Annotated in this window: 8 protein-coding genes and 2 tRNA genes; 3 read left to right on the forward strand and 7 right to left on the reverse strand. The window is 52.5% G+C overall.

Annotated features, from left to right (window positions below; translation table 11 throughout):
* Positions 1-317 precede the first annotated feature (317 nt).
* A complete protein-coding gene (locus ACW9KT_RS13920) occupies positions 318-1,961 on the reverse strand; it encodes a RagB/SusD family nutrient uptake outer membrane protein (RefSeq protein ID WP_457081388.1) in 1,644 nt (547 codons plus the stop codon).
* Between the two features lie 54 nt (positions 1,962-2,015).
* Positions 2,016-4,982: a SusC/RagA family TonB-linked outer membrane protein gene (locus ACW9KT_RS13925; RefSeq protein WP_457081390.1), complete on the reverse strand. Its 2,967-nt coding sequence runs from the start codon at positions 4,980-4,982 to the stop codon at positions 2,016-2,018.
* Between the two features lie 834 nt (positions 4,983-5,816).
* Between ACW9KT_RS13925 and ACW9KT_RS13930 the strand changes: the two genes are divergently transcribed.
* Both ACW9KT_RS13930 and ACW9KT_RS13935 read left to right on the forward strand, forming a co-directional pair.
* Entirely contained in the window at positions 5,817-6,239 is a 423-nt protein-coding gene (locus ACW9KT_RS13930) for a LytR/AlgR family response regulator transcription factor (protein WP_457081392.1), read from the forward strand.
* A 375-nt stretch (positions 6,240-6,614) separates the two neighbouring features.
* The gene (locus ACW9KT_RS13935; protein ID WP_457081394.1) at positions 6,615-7,691 is read left to right on the forward strand and encodes an aspartyl protease family protein; all 1,077 of its coding nucleotides are present in this window, start codon (positions 6,615-6,617) and stop codon (positions 7,689-7,691) included.
* Positions 7,692-7,768: 77 nt separating this feature from the next.
* Here ACW9KT_RS13935 and ACW9KT_RS13940 read toward each other — a convergent pair.
* The 5 genes from ACW9KT_RS13940 to mltG all read right to left on the reverse strand — a co-directional run bounded on the left by ACW9KT_RS13940 (position 7,769) and on the right by mltG (position 10,837).
* Positions 7,769-7,853 (reverse strand) — tRNA-Ser (locus ACW9KT_RS13940).
* A 24-nt stretch (positions 7,854-7,877) separates the two neighbouring features.
* Positions 7,878-7,964: transfer RNA gene (locus ACW9KT_RS13945), tRNA-Ser, on the reverse strand.
* A 108-nt stretch (positions 7,965-8,072) separates the two neighbouring features.
* Complete coding sequence (locus ACW9KT_RS13950) at positions 8,073-9,068, reverse strand: YihY/virulence factor BrkB family protein (RefSeq protein ID WP_457081396.1); 996 nt, start codon at positions 9,066-9,068, stop codon at positions 8,073-8,075.
* A gap of 87 nt (positions 9,069-9,155) precedes the next feature.
* Positions 9,156-9,659 carry an acyl-CoA thioesterase gene (locus tag ACW9KT_RS13955; RefSeq protein ID WP_457081398.1) on the reverse strand — a complete coding sequence of 168 codons (504 nt, stop codon included), beginning with the start codon at positions 9,657-9,659 and terminating at the stop codon, positions 9,156-9,158.
* A 101-nt stretch (positions 9,660-9,760) separates the two neighbouring features.
* Complete coding sequence (gene mltG / locus ACW9KT_RS13960) at positions 9,761-10,837, reverse strand: endolytic transglycosylase MltG (RefSeq protein WP_457081400.1); 1,077 nt, start codon at positions 10,835-10,837, stop codon at positions 9,761-9,763.
* A 299-nt stretch (positions 10,838-11,136) separates the two neighbouring features.
* Here mltG and ACW9KT_RS13965 point away from each other — a divergent pair, with 299 nt between their 5' ends.
* Positions 11,137-11,766, forward strand: coding sequence for an L-threonylcarbamoyladenylate synthase (locus ACW9KT_RS13965; RefSeq protein WP_133273742.1), 630 nt, complete (start codon positions 11,137-11,139; stop codon positions 11,764-11,766).
* Positions 11,767-11,848: the final 82 nt, after the last annotated feature.

Below are 11,848 nucleotides of genomic sequence, written 5' to 3' on the forward strand. Positions count from 1 at the left end.
AATAACGCCTTAAAAATGCCCCCCAGACGCTTAGAGCAACTCTTAGCTAGCTTAGCTGGCACTTCGGTTTTGTCTTCTTTATTAACAGTAGACAAATAAGGGCGGTCATGCAGAGCAGAGCGAAGCATCTCGCTCGCGGTAGTGTGATTAGTAATCTAGCATCAGCACGCGAGATGCTTCGCTCTGCTCTGCATGACCGCCCCTATTTCGGTCAGTAGTTTCTAATGTCTTTAGTCTATAGTGTGCATACAGCCTAAAAACGAAACCGCACTGACCACGAATGGCCAGTGCGGTTAAGACCTAGTTGAAATCGAAATCTAGCGGTAGCTCGGGTTTTGGGTAAACTCCTCCTTGTTCAGGATGGCATCAAGCTGGCGCTGCGGGATGGGCCGCACGGTGTGATAGGCCTGTATGCTGGCGCCTGCCTCGGGGTTGTTGGCCTTCACGCGCTCCACGAGCTTGTTGGTGCGCTTCAGATCAAACCAGCGCACTTGCTCACCGGCCAACTCGCGGGCACGCTCGTCCAGAATAAAGTCTAGGCTGAGGTTGGTGGCGGTGATGCGCATGTCGGCGGCGCGGCCCGGCAAGGCGGCCCGCTCTCTCACGGCATTAATCTGGGTGACAGCTTGAGCGGTGTTACCCAGCTTGAAATTAGCCTCGGCGGCCATAAGGTACACATCGGCCAGGCGAATAACGTAGGCGTCGCGGGCGCTTTGCTCCTCTTGAATGGTGGGACGAGTGGGGTCGTCAAACTTACGCAGACACACGTACTGCAAGCGGTTTTTGGCCGTGCCGTTGGCGTTGTATACGGTGTTTACGTCGTAGGTCACGTACTTCTTTGATGCCTGTACCGCGGCTGGTATTGCCTTTTTGGTGGCCAGAATAGCCGTGTCGCCCACGGCTAAGCGACCGGCCACGGCCGTATTGGCCAACCACACCGTGCGGAAGGAGGCCGCGTAGCGCGAATCTTTAGTTTCGTCGAACAGATTCAGCAGAAATTTGGTCGGCATGAAGCGGTTGAAGGGCCGGCCGTTGGCAATGTCGCGGGTCATGCCGGGCTGGTCGTCGTACTTCATCATCCAAAGTAAGTGTCCATTGTTGCCGCCCCGCGAGTGCCCGTCGGGGTAGAGCGTGTTGTCTACCCGGTCGTTCAAGGTCAGCTCCCGCGTGTAGTTCACGGCCCACACGATTTCCCGGTTTTCTAGGTTGTTCATTGCCCACAGACTGGCGTAGCTAGGCAGCAAGGTAAAGTTGTAGCCCGAAATAACCTTCTGGGCCAGCGTAGCCGCCTGTTGGTTTTCGCCCCGCGTCAGGTAGATTTTGGCTAAGAAAGCCTCAGCTGCGGGTTTAGTAACACGGCCGTACTCTGTGGTCGTGTTCGGCAGATTAGCCACGGCTATGGCCAAATCTTCTAGTATTTGCTTGTAAAAGGTATCAACCGGCGTGCGGTTAGAAGTAGTTTGTACCCCGGCCGTTTCGGTGGTGGTAAAGTGCACCCCGCCCCAGGTTTCCACAACGTGCCAGTAGTAGAAAGCCCGCAGGAAGCGTAATTCACCTTCCCGAACGGCTTTCTGCGCATCCGTCATGCCCGAGTTTCCTACCCGGGAGATGCCAGCATTGCATAGGTTAATAGCCGTGTAGAGCTTACCCCATAGGCTTTCCACCGCCCGCGAGCTAGATTGCAAAGTGGTATACTCGGTCAGGTCGGGGTTCACGTCACCGGCGCCGCGTAGCCACAGGTCCGTCCCCATTTCCGACATGCTGAAGCCGTCTTCCTTGCCATACCACCAGCGTGTGTAGGAGTAAGCGGCATTTACGAGGCTTTCAAAACCGGCTGGCGTAGTGTACACGGCATCAGCGGTGAGGCCGGAGGGGTTATATTCTTCCAGCTGCTTTTCGCAGGAGGTCAAGAAGGCCAGCGCACAAGCAGCCAGTCCTAAAGTTATCTTCGTTAGTTTCATCTTCTTCGTCAAATACAGGTTGAAAACGGAGGCCTCAGCCAGCAAAAAAGCCCCCTAGAAACCCAGGTTGATGCCTGCTGATATCACGCGCGGAATAGGCGTGGTAATGGGGCCGCCGCGCTCAGGATCATAGTTATCAATCTCGCTGAGCGTCACTAGATTCTTGCCCTGCACGTACACGCGAGCCGATCCGATAGCCACTTTTTGCAGCCACGCCGCGGGTAGGTTGTAGCCCAGCGTCACGCCGCGTAGCTTTACAAACGAGCCGTCGCGGTAGCCGAGCGTGGTGCCAAACAGGCCGTTCTGGAGCGTGCTTTTAGAAAGGGCTGCGTCGGGGCGCGGGTAGTCGTTGGAAGGGTTTTCGGGGGTCCAGTAGTTTTGGCGCGAGCTATTTTCAATGCCCTGGGGGTCAAATACCTGTGCGTACTCGTAATTGATCATCTGCCCGATGCGCGCAAACACCTGCAACGAAAGGTCAAAGCCCTTGTAGCTCAGGTCGCTGCTCAAGCTGCCGCTCCACTTAGGCACAGCTGAGCCCAGTACGCGCCGGTCGTCGGCCGCCGTGATGCGGCCGTCGCCGTTCAAGTCTTTCACTTTGATCTGACCAGGCTTTTGGCCAAAAGCCCGCGCTGCGTCAGCTTCTTCAGTTTGCCAGATGCCGATCTTCTCGTAGTCGTAGAACACCCGCACCGGCGAGCCGATGAACAAGCCATTAGTAATGTCGTTGGCGCCGGTGCCTAGCTCCAGAATCTCTTCTTTGTTCTTAAACCAGGTCAAGCCTACGTTCCAGCTCAGATCCTCCCGCTCGATGACGCGCGCATTCATGCCCAATTCTACCCCGCGGTTGCGGGTCTGGCCAATGTTCTGAGTGATGAACGACACGCCCGACGACAACGGCAGAAAGCGGTTGAGCAGCAGGTCGCTGGTCTTGGTGTCATACACGTCCAAAGAGCCGGTCACGCGATTATCCAAAAAGCCGAAATCAAGGCCGAGGTTCTTAGTCCACGAAATTTCCCAGCCTAGCTCAGGGTTACCGATGCGATTAGCAAAAGTGTAGCCCGCGGCGGCTGTTTCGCCAAAAGCATACGGAATGCGCGACAGCAAACTCTGCGAAGAATATTCCGGCACATCATAGTTGCCAGCCCGGCCGTAGCTCACGCGCAGCTTCAGATCCGTAACTGGCGTCAGGTTTTTCATGAACTCCTCGTCGATCACGCGCCAGGCCACAGCGGCTGAGGGAAAGAAGGAGCCCTTGTTGCCTCGCGCCAGCTTAGACGACAAATCCTCGCGGCCCGTCAGCGTCAGCAGGTACTTACCGCGGAAGCCGTATTGCACCCGACCCGTGAACGAGATCAGCTTGCTGTCTGTGTAAGCGCTATTGATGCCAACCTGCTGGTTGGCATTAGCCAAGGCGTAAAACTCCTGGTACGCCAGCAGCTGATTGCGGCCTTGGGCATTGGAGTTTTCCGTATTGAAAGTCAGCAGCGACGTAACACCAGTGGCAGTTAAGGAGTGGTTGCCGAAAGTCTTATTATAGTTAAGAATGCTTTCCCAACTCCAGTTTGTGTCGAACCGCGTGCCGTACGACGACTGCGACACTTGGCCGTTGCGGTCGAGAGTGTACTGACCTAAATAAATGCCTGTGCGGCCATTGGAAAGCGTCAGGCCCAAGTTGGAGCGTAGGTTCAGGCTCGGCAGAATCTGATAGCTGATGTAAGCCGTGGAGAACGTGCGGGTGGTGCGGGTATTATTGGTGTAGTTACCTGGCAGCTCATCTACCAATGGATTGATAAATGCCTGATTATTAGGATACTGTATAATATCACCGTTCGCGTCATAGGGCGTACCCAGAGGATTAATTTTGTTAGCCTGGTTGGTAGGGTCGCGGCGGGTATCCTGGTTGTAGTAAGTCAGCTGATTTTGCAGGCCGATGGTTATTTTATCATTAAGTGCCTGATCGATGTTGGCCCGAAAGGAATACCGGTTGAGGTTGTCGTTGCGAAACAAGCCCTGCTCGTTATAGAAGTCGCCCGACAGGTAGAACTTGGTCTTCTCCGAGCCGCCTGAAAGGCCGATTTGGTGTTCCTGCTGCACACCATCGCGGAAAAGCAGATCAGACCAGTTGGTAGAGGTTCCATTGGCAATAGCCTCCAGTTCGGCAGCCGTAAAAATCTTCGGGTCGTCGGCAACGGTGGCCCAACGTCCGCTGGTGCGGTTGGCTTCCCGCTTTTGGGCTACGAACTCAGCTGCGTTGTTTACCTCTGGGTAATACACCCGATCGGTGATGCCGTAGTAGGAATTGAGCGTAACGCGCGTTTTGCCCGCCGCCCCTTTCTTAGTGCTCACGATAATAACGCCATTTGCCCCCCGGGCACCGTAGATGGCCGTAGAAGCCGCATCTTTCAGCACCTCCATGGAGGCAATGTCGTTGGGGTTGATGTCCTGAATAGAGTTGTACTGCACCCCATCTACCACGAACAGCGGTCCGTTGCTGGCATTGATGGAGCGGTTGCCGCGCACCGTGATGTTCACTGGTGCACCCGCCTGCCCACCAGCACTGACGATGTCAACGCCCGGCAGCCGTCCCTGCAACGATTCCATGACGTTGGCCACCGGCACCTTTTTCAGGTCGGCTTCTTTCACCGACACAATAGCACCGGTTACGTCACTCTTTTTCACCTGCCCGTACCCAATTACTACTACTTCATCCAGCGCCTTAGTATCAGGGGCGAGGCGGATTTTGAGGTCCGTTTGCGTGCCTACATTAATCGTTTGCGTAAGGTAGCCGATGGAGCTTACCGTCAGGCTTGCTTCCCCGCCATCAGGCAAGCTTAGCAGAAAGCGGCCGTCGTTATCGGTGGAGGCCCCAACCGTGCTATTCTTCACGATAACGGTCACACCGGGCAAGCCTTCCCCGGTAGCGGCATCAAGCACGCGGCCCGTAACCGAACGGGCTTGTTGCGCCCAAGCCGGCATGCCCGCACAAAGCAGGATCACTGGTACGAGTAGTTTGTGTTTCATAGTGTATGTGATGAATGAAATTGAGACACAGCACGATACAGGCGCGCAGCAAGAGCACCACCAAGCACGCAAGGTTTTGACTACTGTCCGAGTTTAACCTTTGTGTCAGCTACCCCAGGTTCTGCTCACTAGTGCTAAGCATTAAAACCTTTCAGATTTCTTCCTATTGAAGATTAGCGTGCCATAATGTTAAATATTCCTGTTGCCTATTCCCTGACTATCAGAGGCTTTATTTATGCAATCGTTATCGGGAACGTTGCCGGTCGCTGCAGTGCGAGTGTTCGTTAGACACTTTAAGAGGCTTGGCTTAGGCTGAACTTTGCTCGTTACCAGGCTGGGGGGCGTTTTGACCATATCCAGCGGCTCGGTCATGCAAACACACGTCGAATAGCCAGAAGAGAGACGTTAAAAAATTTAACGCCTTATTTTCAACCACTTACGACTTTACCTCCCTTGTAGAAGCTGATTGCCTGTACACTCTCGTTACCACTTGGCTTTGCTAGCTAGCTTTCAAGGCATACGAAAATATTCGTATGCCTATGCAGCCCTAAGAAAATACCAGCGTCATTTAGCTAACTAATTCTCCGACGAGGCAACGTATTCCAGACATTAGCCATCCTTAGAATAAGGATTACGCTTTCTCGCCAACAAGACAAATGCTAACCTATGATGGTGAGTATTGTAAGCACATGAAAGGCTTGGAATAAGTGTCTTTTCTAAGCTTTTGAGGACCTTATAATCGGCAGGGTTGATGAGAGCTTACAAGTAGGTGAGCTCAGTCTCTTATACAAGATGTGTGTTGAATTGCCGCAATTTCTCCCAAGCCTTTGACCTATGAAAACCAACTTAACCCGAGCCCAATCGTCGCAAGAAGGAGACAAATTGCTGCCCCAAAAGCGGAAGGAGCCTCCTCCTGCCACCCCCATGAAGCGCATCATGGTCAAAGACCATCACAAGCTTTATTTTATCAAGGTTGATGATATTATTTACTTTGATGCGGACGGCAATTATATCACGCTGCACACCTTGCAGCGCACGTTTATGCTGTATGAGAGCCTTACACAGCTAGAACAACGGCTTGATCCATCAGACTTTACTCGCATCAACCGCTCTTACTTGATCAACCTGAATTATGTGGAAGAGCTAGAGAGCTATTTCAATGGGGAATATCTGGTCAAGCTTACGGGCGGTCATACGCTGAAATGGACTCGCTGCTATCGGGAAAACGCAAAGGCTTTTCTTACTAAAAACCAGTAGGTACACAATTGCCCGCTAGGGTTGTCAGAAGGGAGCTAGCCACCTTAGGTGGCTAGCTCCCTTGTGCGTTTTAAAGCGAAGGAAACAGGTAATAACACACTAGTAGTCAAAGGTTTTAGACAAAAGTTAACTCGAAGTACAAGGCCATCTCAGGTAGATAGAAAGAAGTAAACACGGCCAATTTTACTTGTTTTTTCAGCCCTGATGCTACTCTATTTGGCCCGTAAATACGCAGCTTACAGGACGATTAGGGCATCTCACAGAATACACCTTGAAGTAGGCACCCCAAAGTGATTGTATAGGGGCGGATTTCGGTCAGGAGGCACCACGGAGGTGTCGGCGGCACCGGTCTTCTACTCTAACTTCTGGTGTGCTATGGTGGCTTTCGTGCGTTGGCAGGGCTTTTTTGAGGAGTCAAAAGCCGTCATTCAGCGAGTAGCTCTGCTGCTCCCCTTCTCTTTTCTCTATCGGGTTCAACGCAGCCTCTACAGCTTGCTTGTTTGCTGTCTGCTGAGTTATGCCAGTTACGCGGCCGAGGTTTTTCCAAACCTGCCATTTCGCTTCAAGGAGTCTACTCAGCACCAGGTATCGGTAGCTTATGCCGCCGAAACCAATTTACTGGTCATTCCGGTCTACTTAAATGGGAAAGGCCCGTTCAATTTCTTGCTGGATACTGGAGTCGCAACATCTACGATTACTAATCCGAGGCTAAAGCGGCAGTTAGGTATACACACTGCTAAGGAATACAGTATAGCCGGGGTAGGACCTAAAACACCTTTATTGGCATACAGAACCCAGCCCGTACATGTAGAGTTTGCCGGCATTGAAGCACTTAATTTCTCCTTCACTATTGTCACGGAGAAAGCCTTAGATTTTGAAAGACTTACGGGCGTACCAATCGATGGTATTTTGGGCTTCGACTTGTTTCAAAGCTTTATTGTGACCGTGCAGCCAACGCGCGGCACTATCACCTTCACCGACCCTACTCGGTCAGATCTGGTAAAAGACAACAGTTGGACTAGCATCCCGCTAGCTTTGGAGGATTCCAAACCATATATCACGGCCGATATTGCCGTAACCGAATCAATAGTATTGCCCCTGAAGCTTGTGGTAGACACAGGGGCCGGCCATGCCCTCTCGCTTGAACTCGGCTCTCACCCGAGCTTGTGTTTGCCTAAGCAACGCATGCGGGCTTATCTAGGCCAGGGTCTCAGTGGATCGATAAGGGGCTTTGTGGGGCGAGTGAGGTCGCTACAGCTTGGCGGCTATCAACTAGAATCGTTAGCTACTTCCTTTCCCGATGCCTCCAATAATATAGCGCAACGTATCACCATCCCGCGCAATGGCACTCTCGGCTTTGATGTGCTACGCCGCTTCGATATTGTAATTGATTATCCGCACAATCAATTGATGCTACGCCCAACCAGTTGGCAATTGATTTCTGCCAAATAAGCTAACTAGCTAATGCCTGAGAAAATTTGTAGCATAAAATAAAAGCCCCGTTTCTGTATCAGAAACGGGGCTTTTTGTAGAGAGCGAGGGATTCGAACCCCCGGAGGTTTAACCCTCAACGGTTTTCAAGACCGCCGCAATCGACCACTCTGCCAGCTCTCTAGGTCACGCGTACTTTAACTTCAGCAGAGAGGGGGGGATTCGAACCCCCGATACCGTTGCCGGTATAACGGATTTCGAATCCGTCGCATTCGACCACTCTGCCACCTCTCTAACGCTTCCCCAAATAGGCGGTTTGGGGACGGCAAAAGTAAGAGGCAATTAACAATTAGCAATGCCTAGGGGGCAATTATAAGTGAAATTTTTATACCTCCCTCCTATTTAGTGCCGACCAGCTGCCGCCAAGCGCCTGCCACTCTTGGCTGTAGCCTCATTGGCCACGGTCCGTAGCCGACCCGTAACGGCATCAATACTCACGTTCACCTCAAAGCCCAGAATTAGGGTCATACATACAAAGTCCAGCCACACCATAAAGCCGACCAACGTGCCGATAGAGCCATAAAAGTGGTTGTAGCTATCAAAAATCTTGATGTACAGAATAAACAGAAACGACACCAAAAAGATGAGCAGCGTAGCCACCACTGCCCCCGCCGACAGAAAGGGCCATTTATCAAGCACCGGTGGCACGTAATAATAAATGACGCATGTGGTAAGCAAAAATAACCCCGCTACCGACCCGTACTTGAGCAGACTGATCAGCTGATTGGTCAGCTCGCCGGGCACGATTTCATAGAAAACCAGCGTGTCGATAATGTAGGTACCAAAGAAAATGCCCGCAACGGCGAACAGCAGCACCGATGACAGCGCCACAGTGAGCAGAGTAGCAATAACACGCTTACGCACGTAGGTGCGGCGCTTAAACGAGGGGTATTTCTTCTCAAAAGCGTCCAGCAACGCCATAATGCCATTAGAAGAGAGTACTAGCGCGGTTAGGAAACCGAAAGACAGCAACCCGCCGTGCGGAATGTTTACAATGTCTTCGATGGTGCCGGCGGTGGCCACGTACATTTCCCGCGGCATAATGTCGCGCAGAAACTGCAGAATATCAATGTTCAGCTCGGGAATGGGGATGTATGGGATGAGCGTGAACAGGAAGATTATGGTTGGGAAGATGGCAATGGTGAAGTTGAAGGCCATGTAGCTGGCGCGCTTGGTAATGCTATCCAGCCTCAACTCCTGAATCATGCGGTCGAGCACGTCGTACACCGACGCGCGTCCGTGGTTGAAGCGTAGACGCTTGAGCCACACGATGAATTTGCGGTACGAACGTCGGCGGCGCACTTCGGAGTAATGATAGCGACGCACTGGATTTTTCATAAATAATGAGTGACTAGCTGAATACGTGACTGGTAGCTCAGAAGACTATGTACCGAACAACAATCTTAGAGGCTATCACGCTCGCTTTTACCCTTCTTTCTTTGGAGCAAAGGCAGCCGGCGCGGGTGCATCGGGGGGCAATTTGGCCGAAGTAGGCGTGAGCGGACCAGCCGTTTCATCGTCGGTGAAGTAGGGCATGAGCTTATCCTGAATGTCGGCCGGAATGGGCACCGGGCGGCCCGTAGTGGTGCTCACAAAAACCATGAGCGTGTGGCCTTCGGTGAGCAGTTCTAAGGCCTCATTATAGATTTCGTACTCAAATAATACCCTCGACCCTTCAGCGGGTTGGCGCAGCATCAGCCTAACCGTCAGCAAGTCGTCGTAGCGGGCGGGGCGCCGGAAACGGGTCCGAATCTCACCAACGGGCATACCGACGCCGTCGGCCTCCAAATCTTTGTAGCGAATACCAAGCTGCCGAAACGCTTCTGTGCGGGCGACTTCAAAGTAAGCCGCGTAGTTGCCGTGGTACACATAGCCCATTTGGTCGGTTTCGGCGTAGCGGACGCGGATTTGGATATCGGAAGAGTACATGAGCTGAAGAGTTGAATGGCTAAATGCCCAAAGGTTAAATGGCTGGTCGTTCTACAGTTTGTTGGAACGACCAGCCATTTAACCTTTGGGAACTCACCAATTTATTTCATAATGCCGCTTCGGGTGAGAGCAGCTTGGTAGCGGCGGGCGTTCAGCAGATGGTCGCGCTCGTTGGTGGCGAAGGCGTGGTAGCCGCTAAAGTCTTCTTTCGCGCAGAAATAAATGTACTGGTGCTTCTCGGGGTTTAGCACAGCGTCGATGCTAGCAATGCTGGGCAGATTGATGGGGCCGGGGGGCAAACCTTTGTACTTGTACGTGTTGTAGGGCGAGTCTTTAGCCAGGTGTACGTTCAAGACGCGCTTAATGCCGAAGTCGCCGTTGGCATATACCACGGTCGGGTCAGCCTGGAGCAGCATGCCGCGCTCTAAGCGGTTGAGGTACACGCCGGCCACGCGCGGACGCTCGTCGGCGTGCTGCTGCTGCTCGGCTTCCACAATGCTGGCCAGGGTACTTACCTGAGCGCGACTCAAGCCCAAGGCTTTGGCTTTGGCGTCGCGGGTGGGCGTCCAGAACTTCTCGTACTCCTTTTTCATGCGCTGCATGAGGTTTTCGGCCGAAGTGTTCCAGTACAACTCGTAGGTGTTCGGGATAAACATGCCGAGGATGCTGGTCGTGTCGAAGCCTAGCGTGCGGGTGTAGCTAGGGCTGCTGAGCAGGCTATCGAACTCGTGGGGGCGGGCGTCGATGGTGGTGCTAAGCTTCTGAGCTAGGTCCTTGCGCAGGCGGATATTCTGAAAAGTGAGCTTGAGTGGCGACTGTATACCGCGACGCAGATCGTTGATCATTTCGCGGTTGGTATACCCATCTTTTAGCTCGTAGCGGCCGGGCTTCACGAGCTCATTATATTTCATGAGCTTAGCCACGAAGCGAAATGAGAGCCGGTCGATGATGACATTTTTTGCATCGATCGAGTCCATGACGGACTTGTAGCTCTGCCCCTGCCGAATGAGCACGTAGGTTGGCTGGCCTTTGGTTTCGACGTTGGGCGTGTAGAAAACCTGGTAGAAATAGTAGGAGAACGACACGAACAGGACGCCCAGTACGGCCACCACGGCGGCAAAACGATTTCGGCGCTTCTGGGCTCTTGCCTTGGATTCGGCGCGGGTAAGTTGAGACATTGGAAAATGAGATACGGCTTATAATGAAACCCAGAGACGCAAACCGCGCCTATCAGCAGCTTATTTTTTCGGGCTCAAAAGTACACTTCTGTAGCTTCTGGTTTTGCTAACGATAAAAATGCCCCCCGGTGTTCAGTTGCAGCCAATGGAAGCCATTTTTTGGATTTAAACAGAGCAAACAGTAACCTTCAGCAAAAATTTGCGAAGGAGGGACAGTTACTTAGTTACTACAGTATCTTGCCCGATTTCGGCCCAGCACCGGTTTCCTTCCGATTCTTTCACCTTTTACTCGCCCGTTCATGTCCGCTACGCTGCTACGCATCCATCCTGATAATCCACCCCAAAACCGATTGTTGCAAGCCGTGGAAGTGCTGCGCAAAGGCGGAGTCATTATTTATCCAACGGACACGATTTATGGCCTGGGCTGCGATATCCACAACGCGAAAGCCGTTGAAAAGCTGTGCCGCATCAAGGGCATTCATCCCGAAAAAGCTAATCTGTCGTTTATCTGCCACGATCTTTCCCACATCACCGATTACGCCCACGGTATCACGACGCCGGTGTACAAAGTGTTGAAGAAGGCGTTGCCTGGCCCGTTTACGTTTATTTTTGAAGCCAGTCCGAAGGCCCCGCGCTACGGCGGCGTTAAGCGCAAAACCGTGGGTATTCGCGTTCCCGACCACAATATCTGCCTGGGCATGGTGCGTGAGCTGGGTAATCCCATCGTGAGCACTTCTATCCACGACGAAGATACTTTGATTGAATACTCCACCGATCCTGACCTCATCTTCGAGAAATATCGCCCTCTGGTAGACTTGGTTATTGATGGCGGCTTCGGCAATAACATCGCCAGCACCGTCGTCGACTGCACAAATGATGACTTCGACATCATTCGCCAAGGTGCCGGCGATATTGAGCAGTACCTGTAGCACGCTGATAAGTATTGAGGAATTGTCTTTGTAGTAAAAAAGCCCCCCAGATAAATTCTGGGGGGCTTTTTATTCGCTATCA

It is taken from the genome of Hymenobacter sp. HD11105, assembly GCF_054051685.1.

What these genes read in the sequence shown, in the direction of transcription:
- ACW9KT_RS13920 (WP_457081388.1), bottom strand. Translation starts at nt 1,961, where the DNA reads ATGAAACTAACGAAGATAACTTTAGGACTGGCTGCTTGTGCGCTGGCC.
- ACW9KT_RS13925 (WP_457081390.1), bottom strand. Translation starts at nt 4,982, where the DNA reads ATGAAACACAAACTACTCGTACCAGTGATCCTGCTTTGTGCGGGCATG.
- ACW9KT_RS13930 (WP_457081392.1), top strand. Translation starts at nt 5,817, where the DNA reads ATGAAAACCAACTTAACCCGAGCCCAATCGTCGCAAGAAGGAGACAAA.
- ACW9KT_RS13935 (WP_457081394.1), top strand. Translation starts at nt 6,615, where the DNA reads ATGGTGGCTTTCGTGCGTTGGCAGGGCTTTTTTGAGGAGTCAAAAGCC.
- ACW9KT_RS13950 (WP_457081396.1), bottom strand. Translation starts at nt 9,068, where the DNA reads ATGAAAAATCCAGTGCGTCGCTATCATTACTCCGAAGTGCGCCGCCGA.
- ACW9KT_RS13955 (WP_457081398.1), bottom strand. Translation starts at nt 9,659, where the DNA reads ATGTACTCTTCCGATATCCAAATCCGCGTCCGCTACGCCGAAACCGAC.
- mltG (WP_457081400.1), bottom strand. Translation starts at nt 10,837, where the DNA reads ATGTCTCAACTTACCCGCGCCGAATCCAAGGCAAGAGCCCAGAAGCGC.
- ACW9KT_RS13965 (WP_133273742.1), top strand. Translation starts at nt 11,137, where the DNA reads ATGTCCGCTACGCTGCTACGCATCCATCCTGATAATCCACCCCAAAAC.